The following is a 16,905-nucleotide window of genomic DNA, read 5'->3' on the forward strand; positions in this document are numbered from 1 at the left end:
GGCATCGCCGCCAAAGACCACCCACATCACCTACCGGATCGTTCGATAGGCCCGCCTGTTATCCCGAGCGGAGCGAGGGATCCAGGAAGCTGGCTGGATCCCTCGCTTGCGCTCGGGATGACACAAACTCCGGGAGGATGCTCATGGCGTCGACGCCGAAGCCGACCATTGTACGCGTCTGGCGCGGTCGCGTGCGTCGCGAGCGCGCCGACGAGTACCAGCGCTACAATTTCGAGGTCGGCGTGAAGCCGCTGATGGAGAAGGCCCTGGGCGTGCAGTCGCTGCGCGAGGATCGCGGCGAGGAGACGGAATTCGTCACCATCTCGTACTGGGAGAGCATCGAGGCGATGTCGCGCTTCACCGGCGGCGATCCGACGAGGATCCACCACCTCGATCGCGACGCCGAGTTCCTGATCGAGCTGCCCAGGGCCGTGCAGGTGCTGCAGCTCTATGCCAGCCACGGGCAGACGTCGTAGTCTCCGCTCGCTCGCGATTCGGCTTGTCGCGCATTTCGCGTGGATCGAACCGTGGATTCTTGCCCTAGGCCGCGGCGAAGCGGCCGATCTCGCCGCTTCTGACGGCGCGCAGTTTCGGCTTCGGCGGAGCCCGCCGCCGCGAGCGCGACAGCGCCGCGAGATAGGCCTCCGCCCACCAGTTGACGTCGCGCGCCTTCAGCCCGGCGAGCAGCGCCGCGTGGCGGCGCTGGCGTTCCTCGAGCGGCATGTCGAGCGCGCTGCGAATGGCTTCGGCGACATCGGTCTTGTCGAACGGGTTGACGATCAGCGCCTCGGGCATCTGGCGCGCCGCGCCGGCGAAGCGCGACAGCACCAGCACGCCGGGACTGGCCGGATCCTGCGCTGCGACATACTCCTTGGCCACCAGGTTCATGCCGTCGCGCATCGGCGTCACCAGGCCGACCGCGGCGTGGCGATAGAGACCGGCCAGCACCTGGCGCGAGAACGCCCGCTTGACGAAGCGCACCGGCGTCCAGTCGAGGCCGCCATGCGCGCCGTTCAGGCGGCCTACGGCCTGGTCGATGCGGTGGCCGAGCTCGGCGTATTCCGGTACTTCCGAACGCGACGGCGGCGTGATCTGCAACAGGATCGGCCCGCCGCGCTGTTGCGGATTGGCGATCAGGAAGCGCTCGAAGGCTTCGATGCGTTCGACGATGCCCTTGGAATAGTCGAGGCGATCGACGCCGATCACCAGCGGGCGATCGCCCAGGCTCTGCGCCGTCTGGCGCACCAGCGGCAGGGCGCCGGCGCGCCCAGCGAAGCGCTCGAACTCCTCGACATCGATGCCGATCGGAAACGCATCGACGCGGATCGTGCGTCCGGCCATGCGCAGCCGGCCGCGCCGGTCGGTCGTGGCGCCGGTCGTCTCGACCAGGCCGCGCACGAGGTTGCCGGCGTCTGTGTCGGTCTGCAGCCCGATGAGATCGTAGGCGCCCATTCCCTCCAGCAGATCCCGGCTCGCGGGAATGGCGCCGAAAACCTCGATGGGCGGCCACGGGATGTGATGGAAATAGCCGATGCGATTCTTCACGCCCAGTTCGCGCAGCACCGATGCGAAGGGCAGCAGGTGATAGTCGTGGACCCAGACGATATCGTCGGGACGCAGACGCGGCGCCAGCGATTCCGCCAGCATGCGATTGACGCGCAGATATCCCGCATAGTCGTTGCGCGAGAACTCCGTGAGGCCAAGCCGGTAGTGCATGCCCGGCCACAGCACGCGGTTGGCGAAGCCGAGGTAATACTCCTGGCGATCGACCGGCGTGAGATCGACCTGCTCGTAGGCGATCTGGCCGCGCACCACCGTGCGCGGTGCGGAATCGGGCGTCTCCGAAACGGCGCCGCTCCACCCGAACCAGATTCCGCCACGCTCGCGCAGCGCGTCGCGCAGCGCCACGGCCAAGCCGCCGGCCGCTGCCATCTCGCGTCCGCGAGGCGATGGAACCCGGTTGGATACGACGACCAGCCGCATCGAGCGCTCCGTGGTGGTGAAACGGGGCCGAGCATAATCCCGCTCGGCTCGCACCTCCTCCCGGCGGCGCGGCGTCTGCATGCCTTTATTTGGTCATTGTGTCGTCAGGTTTCAAGGTGGCATCTGCGTTTACAATGACCTAGATAGGGATTTCCGTGACCGCTCACCGCGCGCAGACGGCATGACTCAGGCGAATGAACAAGTCCGCGTGCTGGATGACTCCTCGGCGGTCGACTCTACCGGCTCGTCCTGGGCCTTGTTTCTCGACTTCGACGGCACGCTGGTCGAGCTCGCCGCGCGGCCGGATTCGGTCGTCGTCGATCCCGACCTGTCGCGTACGCTGGTGCGGCTGGCCGGCTGCCTCGGCGGCGCGCTGGCCATCGTGTCGGGCCGGCCGATCGCGACCATCGATCACTACCTCGGGCCGCATTTCGATGTTGCGGGACTGCATGGCGCCGAGCGCCGCGTCGGCGGCGTCATGCGGCCTGGCCAGACGCCCGATCGCGGCGGCCTGCGTCGCGCTCTCGACGTCCTGCGGCGCCTGGCGCGCGACGAGCCGCGACTGGTGGTCGAGGACAAGCGGCTCTCGGTAGCCTTCCACTGGCGGCTGGTGCCGGCGCTGGAGGCGCTGGCGCTGTCGACCGTCGACCGGGCGCTGGCCGCGGCAGGTGCGGGCTATCGCCTCCAGCACGGCCACGCGGTCGCCGAGATCGTGCCGTCGCATGTCAGCAAGGGCGGCGCCGTCGACGAGTTCCTCACGCTGAAGCCCTATGCCGGACGGCGGCCGGTGTTCTTCGGCGACGACCTCACCGACGAGGCAGCCTTTGCCGCCGTCAACCGTCATGGCGGGGTGTCGGTGAAGATCGGCGAGGGGCCCACGGCCGCTGGCGTGCGGCTGGCGACGCCGGAGGCGCTGCGCCGATGTCTGACGGATTGGGCGGCGGCGGGACACCCGTCACCGGAGCAAATCGGCCGGAGGGAAGATTCGTGAGTTCATTGGATCTGGCGGTCATCGGTAACTGCGCAGTCGCGGCGCTGATCGATCGCCGCGCGCGAATCGTCTGGGGCTGCTTCCCGCGCTTCGACGGCGAGCCCGTATTCTGCTCGCTGATCGACGGCGGCGATGCGCAGAGCGAGGCGGCGCCTTCGCGCGGCGTCTTCGCGCTCGACTTGGTCGGCATGACGCGCTGCGAGCAGGCCTATGTCGACAACACCGCGATCGTCGTGTCGGTGATGTCCGACGACCACGGCAACAAGCTCGAGATCACCGACTTCGCGCCGCGCTTCCTGCGCTTCGAGCGCACCTTCCGGCCGCCGCAGATCGTGCGGCGCGTTCGCCCCCTGGCCGGCAGGCCGCGAATCCTCGCTGCCGTGCGGCCGGTCTTCGGCCTGGGCTCGCGTCCGCCCGACATCACGCGCGGCAGCAGCCATATCCGCTATGTCGGCACGGCGCAGACGCTGCGGCTGACCACCGATGCGCCGATCTCCTACATCCTCGACGAGACGCCCTTCGCGGTCGATCGGCCAATGTCGTTCTTCATCGGCGCCGACGAGCCGCTGCAGTCGGAGGTCGACGCCACGGCACGGGAGTTCCTCGACAAAACGACCGGCTGGTGGCGCGACTGGGTGCGAGCGCTGTCGATCCCCTTCGACTGGCAGGACCCGGTGATCCGCGCGGCGATCACCCTGAAGCTGTGCAATTTCGAGGAGACCGGCGCCATCGTCGCGGCGCTCACCACTTCGATCCCCGAGGCGCCCGGCACCGGGCGCAACTGGGACTACCGCTTCTGCTGGCTGCGTGACGCGTACTTCGTGGTCCACGCGCTCAACCGCCTGGGCACGACCCGCACCATGGAGGAGTATGTCAACTTCATGGGCAATGTCGTCGACACCTTCGGCGCCGAGAAGGAGTTCAATCTGCCGCCGCTGCTGTCGATCACGCGCAACGGCTCGACCGAGGAGTTCATCGCCACCTCGCTCAAGGGCTATCGCGGCGACGGGCCGGTGCGCGTCGGCAACGCGGCGGTGAGCCAGATGCAGTACGACGGATTCGGCGCCGTGGTGCTGGCGGCGACCCACGCCTTTTTCGACCGCCGCCTGATGCGCGGCGGGCATGCTGCGCATTTCGCCCATCTCGAGCGTCTGGGCGAGCGTGCGCTGGCGACCTTCGATCTGCCCGATGCGGGTCCGTGGGAGCTGCGCAACTCGCAGAGCATCCACACCTTCTCCAGCGTGATGTGCTGGGCGGCGCTGGACCGGCTTACCCGCATCGCCACCATCCTGGGTCGCGACGATCGCGCGTCGTACTGGCGGCAGAACGCCGATCGCGTGCACGCGGCAATCGAGCCGCGCATCTGGTCGAAGAAGCGCGGCACCTTCGTCTCGACCTTCGATGGCGAGGATCTCGACGCCAGCCTGCTGCTGCTGTCGGATCTCGACTTCGTGCGCGCAGACGATCCGCGCTTCGTCGCCACGGTCGACGCGATCGGCAAGGAGCTGGTGCGCGGCGACCTGCTGCTGCGCTACGCGACGCGCGACGATTTCGGCCACATGACCAGCGGCTTCCTGATCTGCGCCTTCTGGTATGTCGACGCGCTCGCCTCGATCGGCCGCAAGGAGGAGGCGCGCGCGCTGTTCGAGCGCATCCTCGGCCACCGCAACTCCTTCGGGCTGCTGTCCGAGGACGCCGACGTCGAGACGGGCGAATTGTGGGGCAACTTCCCGCAGACCTACTCGATGGTCGGCCTGATCAACTCGGCGATGCGGCTCAGCCGCAGCTGGGAGGAGGCGATCTGACTTCCCTTCCCCCTCCGGGGGAAGGTATGGGTTGGGACCGTTCCTACCACTTCGCGCCGTGGCGTCCGAGGATGCCGCGCCACAGGGCATCGCGCTCGGCGCCAAAGCCGCCGGGACCCGCGCTGACCGCCTCCTTCTGGGCCGCGGTGATGATCAGCGCGAGCCGCGTTCCGGGATCGACGAAGATCGACTGGCCGTAGACGCCCAGCAGCGAGAAGCGGCGCGGCGTCGACGGGTAGAGCCAGAACTTGTAGCCGTAGCCGTAATAGGCCGTGGCGCGACGCGGGCGGAACGCCATCGGCTGGCGTCCGGCGTCGGTCGCCTCGATCAGGAAGTCGCGCGGGATGATCTGCCTGCCGTCGATCATGCCGTCATCGGCCAGCAGCATGCCGAGCCGCGCCCAGTCGCGCAGCGTCGCATTGAAGAAGCCGTGCGCCAGCTCGACGCCGGCGCGATCGATGATCCAGCTCGCGTCGGCCTCCGCACCCATCGGCCGCCAGAGGCGCTCGGCGACGTAGCCGGAGAGCGACTGCCCGGTGGCGCCCTTCAGCACGTAGGACAGCACCACGGTCTCGATCGAGGCGTACTGGAACCTGGTGTTGGGCGCGTGCTCGCGCCGGTCGAAGGCGCGTATCGCCGCCAGCGTGCCGTCGCGCACCGACAGCATGGCGAATTTCTGGATGTCGTCCTTGCCGTCGTAGCGCTCGCTGAAGGCGATGCCCGAGGCCATGCGCAGCAGCGCGCGGATCGGCGTCTCGCCATAGCCCGAGCCGGCCAGCTCCGGCACGTAGGTTGCCGCCGTGTCGTCGAGCGAGCGGATCTTGCCCTCGGCCAGGGCAAGACCGACAGCGATGGCGGTGATCGACTTGGCCATCGAGTTCGACAGCAGGCGATGCCGGGGCGTGCGGTCGTACTGGTAGCGCTCGAACTGCACGACGCCGTCCTGCACCACCATCAGACCGGTGATGCGGCGCCTTGCAAGGAAATCCTCGATGGTGCGCGTCGCGTGGTCGAACGTGTAGGTATAGTCCTGCTCCTTGGCCGCGCGCGGCAATGGCCGCGGCGTGTCGGACTTCGCGATCACGCGGTGCGGCAGGATGCTGTCCATGTGGCTGAACGAGCCGACCCGAACTGTCTCGTCGTAGAACCAGTTGGAGCGCGTGCCGATCGGATAGCCCCTGGACTTGCCGAGCAGCTCCTCGTCGGGCGCCGCGTGGGCGGGCAGGCTCAGCACCATCGCGGCGAGCGCGACGCGCCAGGCGTGGGCGAAAGTCATGGCGTCCTCCCGACGGGAGCCACGAGGCTAGCACGCAGGAGCCACCGCAGCTTGACGTGACGACGAGCGGTTCCGGCCAGTGCCAAACGGCGGGCAACGTGGTCAGCGGCCGCGCTGCCGGCGCGCGCGCCATTCCCAGGGCGGCTCGAAGGTGCTGCTCCACACGCCGCGCCTGGCCTCGCGCGCATCGGCCTCTTCCTTGGCGTAGGCGTCGGTCTGGCGCGTGTTCATGATCGCGTAGCCATTGACGATCATCCAGCGCGAGAGGCTCTCGCCGCCCAGGGTGCAGTCGCCGACCACCAGCCGGCGGATCTTGTCGCGCACGATCACCAGGCAGCGCACGGTCTTGCCGCCGACCAGCCGGTCGAGGGCGCGCGCGGAATCGCGACCGCAGGCCCAGGCCTTGCCGCCGCGCATGCAGGGTTGGCCGAGGTCGGGCGCGTCGATGCCCCACAGCCGCACGCGCTCGCCGCCGACCGCGATCGAATCCTCGTCAAGGCCGTTGGCCGGCCCGGCGAGAATCTCGGCGCGCGTCGGCGCGAGCGCGAGCAGCATGCACGCCGCGAAGACGATCAACCCAGAAGAACGACGCATCGACGGTCGGGACCACGACGGGGCCCCGACTATAGCCGGCTTTCGGGCTAGGCGGCGAAGAGTTGCTGGGCGCGGCGATTGGGCAGCAGGGCGCGGACGTCGGCAGGAATGCGATCGAGCTCGATCTCGCGGCCGAAGCGCGAGGCGATCCAGTCGGTGCGCTCGAGCCCGATATACTCCCAGCTCATCGAGTCCTCGCTCCAGCCATAGGCCTTGGCGCTCGAACCCCACGGCAACGCGACGACGAACCAGTGACGATCGCAACCGTACCACGCCCTCATGTCGAGCCTCGCAGTCAGCTGCGCCCTTCACCGGTCGGGGGTCGTCCGTGACGCGCAGTGCTGCTGCACTAATGCTCGCGTGAGGCGAGTTGGTCCATGCGCAATGGGTTCAAAATGGAGCGTTCACCCTTTGGCTGGGGATAACCCGCCAGGACGACTCATTCCTTCTTGCGCTTCTGCCGGTAGGGGAAGCGATGCCGCGCCATCGCGCCGATCAGGGACGCCGCCAGCTTGCCCGGGTCAGCCACCACCACCCCCTCGTCGGAGGCGAAGTCGCAGGCCTGCAGCAGGTCGCCGGACTGGTGCGCCACGGCGATCGGCTTTCCATGCCGATAGGCCTCGGCCAGGAAGCGCATCGCGAGGCTGGACGCGGCGAGCGCCTTGCCGACGCCCGACGGCACAAGCGCGGCGTCATAGGTCACCGACGGGGCGTTGGGCGCGGCGCGGTTGACCTTGATCGTCTTGCCCCTGGCGTCCGTGAACAGGCCGGCGCTCGGCGCGATCAGCTCCGCGACGATTCCCGCCTGGTCCAGCGCGTCGACGAGGGCGTTCAGCTCCGCCGCCTCGGCGCCATAGCCGATCAGGATGCCGACCTTGCGTCCCTTCACCGATGGCGCCGGCCGATCCATGCTGAGTGCCGGCGAGCGGAGCGTCACCGCGTCGCGCCTGATGGGCCCCGACGGCGTCGGCGCCGAGGGCGTTGGAGTGTCGGGTGTGCCGGCGGGCTCGAGGGCGATGCCGGTTTGCGCCGACACCAGGGCGGCAAGTTCCGCATCGATATTGACCAGGATCTCGTTCATCATGCGGTTGCGCACGCCTTCGTCGACGACGTTGTTGAGCTCGAAGGAGAAGGCGGCGGCAATGTGGTCCTTCTCCCACTCGCTCATGCTGTTCCAGAACATCGTCGCCTGGCTGAAGTGATCGTCGAAGCTGGGGCTGCGCCGGCGCGTCTTGGCACCCGACTCCTCGCGTGCCAGCGAGCGGAACGCCTCGGCGGCCTGCGGCGAATGCATCGGGCAGCCGCGCGCCAGGCTGTTGGGGAAGTAGCTTACGCGGCCCGTGTTGATGGTCATGCGCGCGAAGCCGTCACGCTGATTGCTGTCGACCGGCGCCAGCGAGCGGTTGATCGGCAGCTCGTGGAAGTTCGGCCCGACGCGCCTGAGCTGCGTGTCGATGTAGGAGAACAGCCGGCCCTGCAGCAGCGGGTCGTTGGTGAAGTCGATGCCCGGGATGATATGGCCGGTATCGAAGGCGACCTGCTCGGTCTCGGCGAAGAAATTATCGGGGTTGCGGTTGAGCGTGAGCCTGCCGACGCGGCGGATCGGCACGACCTCCTCGGGGATGATCTTGGTCGGGTCGAGCAGGTCGAAGTCGAAGGCATGCTCGTCCTTCTCCTCGACGATCTGCAGGCCCAGCTCCCATTCCGGGAAGTCGCCGCGCTCGATCGCCTCGAAGAGGTCGCGGCGATGGAAATCGGGATCGCGGCCCGAGGTCAGCTGCGCCTCGTCCCAGACCTGTGACGCCACGCCCTTCAGCGGCTTCCAGTGGAACTTCACGAAGCGCGACACGCCTTCGGCATTGACCAGCCGGAAGGTGTGCACGCCGAAGCCTTCCATGGTGGCGAAGCTGCGCGGCAGCGCCCGGTCGCTCATCGCCCACATCAGCATGTGCGCGCTTTCCGGCGTGAGCGAGACGAAATCCCAGAAGGTGTCGTGCGCCGCGGTCGCCTGCGGGATCTCGTTGTGCGGCTCGGGCTTCACCGCGTGGACCAGGTCGGGGAACTTGCTGGCGTCCTGGATGAAGAACACCGGCATGTTGTTGCCGACGAGGTCCCACACGCCCGACGTGGTGTAGAACTTCACCGCGAAGCCGCGCACGTCGCGCGGCGTGTCGCTCGAGCCGCGCGATCCCACCACGGTCGAGAAGCGTACGAAGACGGGGGTCTCGATACCCTTGGCCTGCAGCGGTGCCGCCATGGTGAGCTCGCTGAGATCGCCGTACGAGACGAACACGCCGTGGGCACCTGCGCCGCGCGCATGCACGACCCGTTCGGGAATCCGTTCGTGATCGAAGTGCGTGATCTTCTCGCGCATCAGGATGTCTTCGATCAGCGTCGCGCCGCGGCCATGCGCCTTCAGCGAGCTCTGGTCGTCGCCGACCCGGACGCCCTGGTTGGTCGTCAGGCGCTCGCCGGGCGGCTGGCTGTGGTGCGCGAGTTCCTGCGTCTTGGCTGTCTCGACCTTGCCGGTCGCCTGGCCGGCTGTCCGGGCCTGCGAGGCCCCGGGGGTACGCCCTGCCGCTGCCTCGCCCGTCGTCTTCGCCATGGCTCGCTCCATCTCGTCGAGGCATGGAACGGGAGGCCGCGACGGTGGTTCCTGACGGTGGTTCCTATCGCGCGGCCGCAACCGACAGGTCGGTCGACCGTTGGCATTGGCTGGACGGAGGTAGCAATCATGTCGGCCGGGAAGGACAGGAAGACCCTGGGCCAGGAAAGCGCCTCGCCTCCAGGGCCGATCCTGGCGCATGCGGCGAAGATCCTGCCGGCCGTGTCGGTCGACACCTACAACGAGGAACTGCGCGACGACGAAGGCTTCGTCGGCGATCGCGCCAGCGGCCGCGCGTTCCGCGCCATCCTCGACGACTGGCGCGACCTCGTCAGGGAGCAGGGCGACGATCCCTTCGGCGACACGGCCACCGAGAACATCCGCAAGACCCAGATGGACAAGATGCTGGCGGGCGACGACCCCAGGGCGGCGGGCCTCGTGCATACCGTGATCGAGGAATTCGCTGGCGAGCTGGCCACCGTCGTGCGCCGCTTCCTGCGACTTCAGAGCTGGAAGGGTACCGAAAGCATCGTGATCGGCGGCGGCCTGAGCGCCAGCCATATCGGCACGCTGGCGATCGGCCGTGCGGGACTGATCCTGGCCGGCGAGGGGATCGAGGTCATGCTGCGCCCGATCGAGCATCATCCCGACGAGGCCGGCCTGGTGGGCGCCGTGCAGCTCGCCCCCTCCTGGGTGCTGGCCGGCCACGACGCGATCCTCGCGATCGACATCGGCGGCACCAACCTGCGTGTCGGCGTGGTCGAGCTCAACCTCGGCAGGAAGGACAGCCTCGCGAAGGCCAAGGTGTGGAAGCTGCGCCACTGGCGGCATGCCGACGATGAGCCGACGCGCGCGCAGACCTTGAAGCGCCTCAACGCGATGACCGTCGAGATGATCGAGCGCGCCGAGGTCGGCAAGGTGCGGCTGGCGCCCTTCCTTGGCATCGCCTGCCCGGGCCTGATCGACGCCAGCGGCCGGATCCGGAGCGGCGGCCAGAACCTGCCCGGCAATTGGCAGGACGACGACTTCCATCTGCCGAGCAGCCTGGATCTGCCGAGGATCGGCGGCCATGAGCCGGTCGTGATGATGCACAACGACGCGGTCGTGCAGGGGCTGAGCGCCGTGCCGGTAATGAAATCGCTGAGGCACTGGGGCGTGCTGACCATCGGCACCGGACTGGGCAACGCAAGGTTTTCCAACCACCCGCGCGAAGCCTGAGACCCGGCGCCGGAATGGCGCTAGTCTTTGCGGGAGGCCGAGGCCGGCCCGTCCGGGAGCGCGCATGCCATGAGCATCCGCCGTTTGCCGATCCTGCTCGCCTGCGTGCTGCTCGCCGTGCAGGCCCATGGCCAGCCCTCGGGCCGCCGCGGCGATGGCCACGCCGAGCACCACGACTGGTACAAGGACCTGCGCCAGCCAGACAGCGGCGTGGCCTGCTGCAATGGCTCGGTCGATGGCAGGGAGGGTGACTGCCGTCCGGCGCCATCCTACATGGCCGAGGACGGCTTCTACCGCGTCTGGGATGGCCGGAACTGGCTGGTGGTGCCCAAGGGCAAGATCATCACCATGCCGACGCCCGATCGCCGCACCCATTTGTGCGAGCTCTACGGCAAGGTGTTCTGCTTCATCGTCGAGGGGCCGTCGAGCTGAGAACTGGTGCTGCGAGAGAGGATTGAACTCTCGACCTCACCCTTACCAAGGGTGTGCTCTACCACTGAGCTACCGCAGCCTGTCTCAGTTCGTCCGGGCGGCCGGGGTATGCCATACAGCCCCTGACGGTTCAACCCTGTCCCGGCCGGGAGGACAACGTGGCCTATACGACCTTCGACTTCGACGTCAGCGACAATGTCGCGCATATCCGCCTGAACCGGCCGGACAAGCGCAACTCCATGACCCGGGAATTCTGGGAGGAGATCCGCCATGTCTTCGCCGTCGCCATCGGCGAGGAGCGCGCCGAGGTGCGCGTGGCGGTGATCTCCTCGACCGGGCCGCATTTCACGGCGGGCATGGATCTCTCGGTTTTCGGCTCGATCGTCGCCGAGGAGGCCGACCCGGCACGGCGGCGCGAGCGCTTCCGCCGCGGCCTGCTGGCCTACCAGGAGTCCTTCAGCGTCATGGAGAAGGTGCGCGTGCCGGTGCTGGCGGCGGTGCAGGGCGGCTGCATCGGCGGCGGCGTCGACATGATCTCGGCCTGCGACATGCGCTACTGCACCGATGACGCCTTCTTCACCATCAAGGAGATCGATCTCGGCATGACCGCCGATGTCGGCACCCTGCAGCGCCTGCCGCATTTGATCCCGCAGGGCCTGGTGCGCGAGCTGGCCTATACCGGCCGCGCGCTGTCGGCCCAGGAGGCGCTGCGCGCCGGGCTGGTCAACACGGTCCACACCACGCAGGCCGGGATGCTCGAGAGCGTGATGGGAATCGCGCGCACCATCGCGGCGAAGTCGCCGCTGGCGGTGTACGGCAGCAAGGAGATGATCAACTACGCGCGTGACCATTCGGTCGACGAGGCGCTGAACTACATGAGCGTGTGGAATGCTGCCTTCATCCACGGCGCCGACATGCCCGAGGCCTTCACCGCGACGCGCGAGAAGCGCGCGCCGCATTTCGCCGATCTCGATCTGCGCAAGACAATTTGACTACCTTCCCCCGCTGGCGGGGGAAGGTGGCGCGAAGCGCCGGATGGGGGTGGCTCGCGCGACAACTCTGCTCTCCATGACTGGCCGCTATGCCGCCACCCCCATCCGCCCTTCGGGCACCTTCCCCCGCGAAACGGGAGAAGGTAGTTCGTCACTTGCTCACGTAGCTGCGGCGTACCGGTGCGGCCGCGCCGGCCTTGCGGCTTTCGAACACAACGGCCTTGTCGCTGTCGAGCGTGGTGAGCTTCATCTCGGCCGGCAGGCGGCGGTCGCTGGGCCTGCCGGCTTCGCTCTCGACCAGGAAGGCGCGCACGGCGTCGATGGTGGGAGCCGCCTGGCCGTTGGCGGCCTTGCGCTCCGACAGCGCCTCGACCGCGCTGGCGTGCAGCAGCTTGGGCCACATCTTGCGGAACAGCCCGCCCGAGCCATAGACCTCGGCGCTGTTGATCCTGCCGTTGATGGCGAAGACGTAGCCGATGACGTCGGGTTCCCTGTCGATCGAGGGCGTCAGCGCCGCGACCGTCTCCCTGATCGTCGCCTGGAGCTTCTGGTTCTCCAGCGACAGCTGCAGGGAGCTGGCCGAGGCAGCGGCGGCCACCGGCGCCTGCACCGAGTCGCTGAGCTTGCGCTGCATCTCGGCGACGCCGGCCCAGACGCGGCCCTGGCTGTCGGCCGGCGCGCGGCGTGCGATCTGGCGCCGCTCATGCGGATCGCGCGGCTCGGGATCGGGCCGCGCATCGGGCCTGGCCGGCACGCCGCGCGCGGCGAGCTTCAGGTCCTTCGAGGGCAGCGAGGTGGTGGCGCTGGAGAACTGCCGGACGTCCTCGGTGCCGCGCGCCGCCCAGCGGCCGGCCTCGACGCAGAACGCCGCCAGCGGGATGCGGCCCGAGCGCGGCGCCAGCACCAGGTCGAGCTGCACGACGCGGTCCTGCTTGCCGCCCTTCACGATGTCGCCGGCCTGCACGAAGATGTCCTGGTCGCCGACGTTCTCGATGTCGAGCTGGTCGACGTTGCCGGTCTCGCGCACGCGCACGAAGCCGCGCTGCAGCGCCTCCTGCAGGGTGAGCGGCGGCTTGCCGGTGTCGCCCGGCTTGCCGTGGATCATGTAGAGGGTGAGATTGCCGTGGGTGTAGGGCCCGGAGAGCCTGTAGTCGGCGGCCTTGAGATCGGCAGCCCAGAGGTCGCCAATTCCTGCCGCCGGGAGGGCGATGCCGGCGGCCAGCGCCGCCAATGCCGTGATCCTGATTCGCGCGCTGAGCTGCCTCATCGGTGATTTCTCCCTTTCACTCAAGGCGAGGAGAGCATCGGTGGCGTTTGCGGCGCGGCCACGGTTCGTCCGTGGCGGGATCAAGGAGAATGGGGCAGCTACATTGCCGATTACTTGCCCCCGGCCGCGATCCTGACGTAGTCGAATGTATTGGCCCTAGCGCAGACCGGCCAGCAGGCGACGGAAACCTGCCGCCATCGCACCGGCCTGCGCCGGGCGCAGGCGGCGCGCGAACAGCTCGTCGATGGAAGCGCGATAGACCGGCCACATGCGTGCGCGCAGCGCCGCGCCCTTGTCGGTCAGGGCGGCGTAGGTGCCGCGGCGATCGTCCGGGCTGCGGCTGCGTCGAACGAGCCTCGCTTTCTCGAGCTGGCCGACGAGATGGGTGAGGTGGCTGCGGCTCAGCACCATGGTATCGGCCAGCTCGCCCATGCGCAGCCGCCGGCCGGGCGCCCGCTCGAGCGCCCACAGCGCGTCGTACCACAGCAGGGACGGCAGGCCGGCCGCCGACAGCCGCGCGCCGATGGCGTCGGTCAGCGCCGCGTGCGCGCGCAGGAAGAGGGGCCAGGTCTCCGTCGCCGTCATCGCAGCCATCATGTCGATAGTTGAAATTTGAAGCAAGCGCGCCTATGTCGTTCAAGATTGAACTATTGGAGGCCCGTCATGACCGACCTCGTCCTCGTCAGCCACCATCTCTGCCCCTACGTGCAGCGCGCGGCCATCGCCCTGATGGAAAAGGACGTGCCGTTCGAGCGGCGCGATATCGATCTCGCCGACAAGCCGGACTGGTTCCGCGCGATCTCGCCGCTGGGCAGGACGCCGGTGCTGCTGGTCGACGGCAAGCCGCTCTTCGAATCGGCGATCATCGCCGACTATCTCGACGAGACGCGCCCCCCTCGGCTGCATCCCGAGGACGCCTTCGAGCGTGCGCGCCATCGCGGCTGGGTCGAGGTGGCGTCGGCGATCCTCAACGACATCGCCGGCTTCTACGGTGCGCCCGACGCGGCGACGCTCGGTGCCAGGCGCGAGGCGATGGCGGCGAAGTTCGCCCGTGTGGAGGAGGCGCTGGGCGAGGGGCCGTACTTCGCCGGCGCGGCGTTCAGCCTGGTCGATGCCGCCTTCGGGCCGGTGTTCCGCTATTTCGACGTCTTCGACACCATCGCCGATTTCGCTGTCTTCGCCGCCACGCCGAAGGTCCGGGCGTGGCGCCAGGCGCTCGCGGCGCGGCCGTCGGTGCGGGCCGCCGTGGCCGCCGACTATCCAAAGCGGCTGCGGCGCTTCCTGCTGGCGCGCCGCTCCGAGCTCAGCCGGCGCATGGCGCTGGCCGCCTAGAGGATCACGACTGTCATCCCTCGGTGCGCTCGGGATGACAGGACGCCGAATGCTCTAGCTCCGCAGGATCTTCCAGATGCCCTTGAGATCGACCAGGGTGCGGTCGCCGACATAGACGCGCCCGGTGACGAAGACGAGGTCGCGGGTGGTGCGCGTGACCGACCCGGTGCATTCGATCCAGTCGCCGGCGCGGCCAGGTGCCACGAAGGACGAGGCAAGGTCGATGGTCGAGCTCGGCGTCTTGCCGCCGGCGAAGAAGGCCAGCGCGCCGAGGCAGGTGTCGGCGAAGCTCACTAGCATGCCGCCGTGGACGATGCCGCCGGGATTGAGGTGCTTCTCGGTGGCGCGGAAGCCCCAGGCGTAGGCGCGGCCTTCCTTCGGCTTGCGCAGGTAGAGTGGGCCGATCAGCGCGCCGAAGCCGACATTGCCGCGCAGCGGCTCGAAATGCGCGGGGACCTCGACGGCGATGGCAGGCTCGGCGCTCATGCCGGCTTCTTCCAGTCGCGCAGCGCGACGGCGGCGCTGTAGTTCAGCAGCGGCGTGCCGTTCTGCATCACCGTGCCGGTGGGGAAGGCGAAGCGCTCGCTGCTGCGCGCGAGGTCGACCGTGGTTTCCAGCGGCGCGCCCACCGTGCCGGCCGACAGGAACTCCGCGGTGAACATCGCCGTCGACGGCGCCTTGCCCAGCCGCGCGGTGATCGCCGTGCAGAAGGCGTTGTCGGCGAAGGTCATCAGCATGCCGCCATGCACCGAGGCGCCGGAGTTCAGCATGAACTGGAAGGTCGGCTGCACGACGTGCACGCCGTCGGGCTTGTCCTGGAAGAAGGTCGGGCCGGTATGGCGCAGATAGGGGCTCGAGCGCAGCTCGCGGCGATAGCCTTCGGGTGCCGCCAGATCCTCGGGCGGACCGGGCGGGCGGGTGCCGCCGGCGACACGGGTCAGGCCCTCCTCGTCGCGCCGTCCCATCGCCTTGTCGCGCGCGATGTGGCGGGTGACGCCGCTGTAGGTCGCCAACCGCTTGCCGTTCTGCAGCACCGAGCCGCGCGCGAAGGCCATGCGGCCGGTGACGCGCGTGGCCTCGCCCATCGACTCGATGGCCGGTCCGATGGCGCCGGCCTCGAGAAACGACACGGTCAGGCTCACCGTCATGGCGAAGCTACCCGGCATCTGGCCGCCCGACGCGGCATGGCCGCAGGTGGCGCACAGCGCATAGTCGGCGAAGGTCAGGATCGCGCCGCCATGCAGGATGCCGCCGGCATTGGTATGCAGGGCCGAAATCGGCAGGGCGCAATGCACGCCCGTCTCGCGCCGCTGGTAATAGATCGGACCGATGTGATCCTCGAAGGGATCGGACGGATCGAAGATGCTGTGGCCCGACAGGTCATGGGCGGTCAGCGAATCGGGCACGGTCATTCCTCTTGTCGACGCGGGCTGGCGCTGTATTACGGGAAAAGTCGGGGCGCCGGAAGCGTCCGGCGTTTTCGTCAGGCGAACCGGAGGCACAGTGTCGACGTCCACGCACAGAATCGAAGTCGCGCGTGAAGCCCGTGAGGGCGGGACCGTGGCGCATGTCGTCTACGACAATTCCCGGCGGCTCAATGTCGTCGGTCCGGCGGCACTGGATGATCTGACGGCGACCTTCCGCGAGTTGGCGAAGGACCCTGAAATACGCGTCGTGGTGTTCTCGGGCGCCGGCGGCAAGGCCTTTATCGGCGGCGCCGACATCTACCATATGGCCGGCATGAAGACGGCCGAGGAGGCGCGCGCCTTCATCACCAGGATCCATCTGCTGTGCCAGGCGATCCGCGAATGCCCGGTGCCGGTGATCTGCCGCATGGAGGGCTACACTCTGGGCGGCGGGCTCGAGATCGCCGCCGCCTGCGACTTCCGCATCGCCGCCGACAGCGCCGCCTTCGGCATGCCCGAGGTCAATGTCGGCATTCCCTCGGTGGTCGAGGCGGCGCTGCTGCCGCGGCTGATCGGCTGGGGCCGCACCTCGTGGCTGCTGCTGACCGGCCAGAACATCGGCGCGCCCAAGGCGCTAGCGTGGGGCCTGGTCGAGACCGTGGTGAAGCCGCGCGACCTCGACGCGGCGATCGAGCGCGATATCGCGGCCATCGTCGCCGCCGCACCCAGGGCGGTGCGGGCGCAGAAATCGCTGATGCGCCGCTGGGAGGCGCTGCCGCTCGACGAGGCGATCCGCACCGGCATCGAGGCCTTCGCCCAGTCGGCGGCGACGGGCGAGCACACCGAACGCATGGAAGCCTTCGTCAATCGCAAGCGGACGTAGCGCTTCCTTCCCCCGGAGGGGGAAGGTACCCGAAGGGCGGAAGGGGGATGTCGAAGACGAACACCGGTTTCGTTGAGGCATCCCCCATCCGTCGCTGCGCGCCACCTTCCCCCTCCCGGGG

17 protein-coding genes and 1 tRNA gene are annotated in these 16,905 nt (G+C 68.6%); 8 read left to right on the forward strand and 10 right to left on the reverse strand.

The window, feature by feature from the left end; all coding sequences use genetic code 11:
* Positions 1 to 143: 143 nt before the first annotated feature.
* Positions 144 to 476, forward strand: coding sequence for a hypothetical protein (locus KF889_26975; protein ID MBX3503104.1), 333 nt, complete (start codon positions 144 to 146; stop codon positions 474 to 476).
* Positions 477 to 540: 64 nt separating this feature from the next.
* Here the strand turns inward: KF889_26975 and KF889_26980 are convergent, their stop codons facing one another.
* A complete protein-coding gene (locus KF889_26980) occupies positions 541 to 1,983 on the reverse strand; it encodes a trehalose-6-phosphate synthase (protein MBX3503105.1) in 1,443 nt (480 codons plus the stop codon).
* A gap of 181 nt (positions 1,984 to 2,164) precedes the next feature.
* On the opposite strand from KF889_26980, the gene otsB reads away from it, so the two are divergent.
* Both otsB and KF889_26990 read left to right on the forward strand, forming a co-directional pair.
* Positions 2,165 to 2,974 (forward strand): trehalose-phosphatase, encoded by an 810-nt coding sequence (otsB, locus tag KF889_26985; protein ID MBX3503106.1) that lies wholly within the window; start codon positions 2,165 to 2,167, stop codon positions 2,972 to 2,974.
* Complete coding sequence (locus tag KF889_26990; protein ID MBX3503107.1) at positions 2,971 to 4,779, forward strand: glycoside hydrolase family 15 protein; 1,809 nt, start codon at positions 2,971 to 2,973, stop codon at positions 4,777 to 4,779. The genes otsB and KF889_26990 overlap by 4 nt, the downstream gene beginning before the upstream one ends.
* Before the next feature lie 43 nt (positions 4,780 to 4,822).
* Here KF889_26990 and KF889_26995 read toward each other — a convergent pair whose 3' ends face one another.
* From KF889_26995 to KF889_27010, 4 genes are all read right to left on the reverse strand, one after another.
* A complete protein-coding gene (locus KF889_26995) occupies positions 4,823 to 6,055 on the reverse strand; it encodes a serine hydrolase (protein MBX3503108.1) in 1,233 nt (410 codons plus the stop codon).
* A gap of 102 nt (positions 6,056 to 6,157) precedes the next feature.
* Positions 6,158 to 6,610, reverse strand: a complete 453-nt coding sequence (locus KF889_27000) for a thermonuclease family protein (protein MBX3503109.1) — start codon at positions 6,608 to 6,610, stop codon at positions 6,158 to 6,160.
* An 86-nt stretch (positions 6,611 to 6,696) separates the two neighbouring features.
* Positions 6,697 to 6,930: a hypothetical protein gene (locus tag KF889_27005; protein ID MBX3503110.1), complete on the reverse strand. Its 234-nt coding sequence runs from the start codon at positions 6,928 to 6,930 to the stop codon at positions 6,697 to 6,699.
* A 158-nt stretch (positions 6,931 to 7,088) separates the two neighbouring features.
* Positions 7,089 to 9,254: a catalase gene (locus tag KF889_27010; protein ID MBX3503111.1), complete on the reverse strand. Its 2,166-nt coding sequence runs from the start codon at positions 9,252 to 9,254 to the stop codon at positions 7,089 to 7,091.
* A 189-nt stretch (positions 9,255 to 9,443) separates the two neighbouring features.
* Here KF889_27010 and KF889_27015 point away from each other — a divergent pair, with 189 nt between their 5' ends.
* Both KF889_27015 and KF889_27020 read left to right on the forward strand, forming a co-directional pair.
* A complete protein-coding gene (locus tag KF889_27015) occupies positions 9,444 to 10,472 on the forward strand; it encodes an ROK family protein (GenBank protein ID MBX3503112.1) in 1,029 nt (342 codons plus the stop codon).
* 69 nt (positions 10,473 to 10,541) lie between these two features.
* The gene (locus KF889_27020; GenBank protein MBX3503113.1) at positions 10,542 to 10,904 is read left to right on the forward strand and encodes a hypothetical protein; all 363 of its coding nucleotides are present in this window, start codon (positions 10,542 to 10,544) and stop codon (positions 10,902 to 10,904) included.
* A 4-nt stretch (positions 10,905 to 10,908) separates the two neighbouring features.
* Here KF889_27020 and KF889_27025 read toward each other — a convergent pair.
* Positions 10,909 to 10,983 (reverse strand) — tRNA-Thr (locus tag KF889_27025).
* A 79-nt stretch (positions 10,984 to 11,062) separates the two neighbouring features.
* Between KF889_27025 and KF889_27030 the strand changes: the two genes are divergently transcribed.
* Positions 11,063 to 11,896: a crotonase/enoyl-CoA hydratase family protein gene (locus KF889_27030; protein MBX3503114.1), complete on the forward strand. Its 834-nt coding sequence runs from the start codon at positions 11,063 to 11,065 to the stop codon at positions 11,894 to 11,896.
* Positions 11,897 to 12,047: 151 nt separating this feature from the next.
* On the opposite strand, the gene KF889_27035 is transcribed toward KF889_27030, so the two are convergent.
* Positions 12,048 to 13,163, reverse strand: a complete 1,116-nt coding sequence (locus KF889_27035) for a hypothetical protein (protein ID MBX3503115.1) — start codon at positions 13,161 to 13,163, stop codon at positions 12,048 to 12,050.
* Positions 13,164 to 13,319: 156 nt separating this feature from the next.
* Positions 13,320 to 13,748, reverse strand: a complete 429-nt coding sequence (locus KF889_27040) for a MarR family transcriptional regulator (protein ID MBX3503116.1) — start codon at positions 13,746 to 13,748, stop codon at positions 13,320 to 13,322.
* A gap of 78 nt (positions 13,749 to 13,826) precedes the next feature.
* On the opposite strand from KF889_27040, the gene KF889_27045 reads away from it, so the two are divergent.
* Positions 13,827 to 14,495, forward strand: a complete 669-nt coding sequence (locus KF889_27045) for a glutathione S-transferase family protein (GenBank protein ID MBX3503117.1) — start codon at positions 13,827 to 13,829, stop codon at positions 14,493 to 14,495.
* A gap of 54 nt (positions 14,496 to 14,549) precedes the next feature.
* On the opposite strand, the gene KF889_27050 is transcribed toward KF889_27045, so the two are convergent.
* Both KF889_27050 and KF889_27055 read right to left on the reverse strand, forming a co-directional pair.
* Entirely contained in the window at positions 14,550 to 14,981 is a 432-nt protein-coding gene (locus KF889_27050) for a PaaI family thioesterase (protein MBX3503118.1), read from the reverse strand.
* Positions 14,978 to 15,901, reverse strand: a complete 924-nt coding sequence (locus KF889_27055; GenBank protein MBX3503119.1) for a hypothetical protein — start codon at positions 15,899 to 15,901, stop codon at positions 14,978 to 14,980. The genes KF889_27050 and KF889_27055 overlap by 4 nt, the downstream gene beginning before the upstream one ends.
* Here KF889_27055 and KF889_27060 point away from each other — a divergent pair.
* Entirely contained in the window at positions 15,858 to 16,784 is a 927-nt protein-coding gene (locus tag KF889_27060; protein ID MBX3503120.1) for an enoyl-CoA hydratase/isomerase family protein, read from the forward strand. The genes KF889_27055 and KF889_27060 overlap by 44 nt on opposite strands.
* Positions 16,785 to 16,905 lie beyond the last annotated feature (121 nt).

The organism is Alphaproteobacteria bacterium, from assembly GCA_019635875.1.
In the GTDB taxonomy this organism is placed as follows: domain Bacteria; phylum Pseudomonadota; class Alphaproteobacteria; order Reyranellales; family Reyranellaceae; genus JAFAZJ01.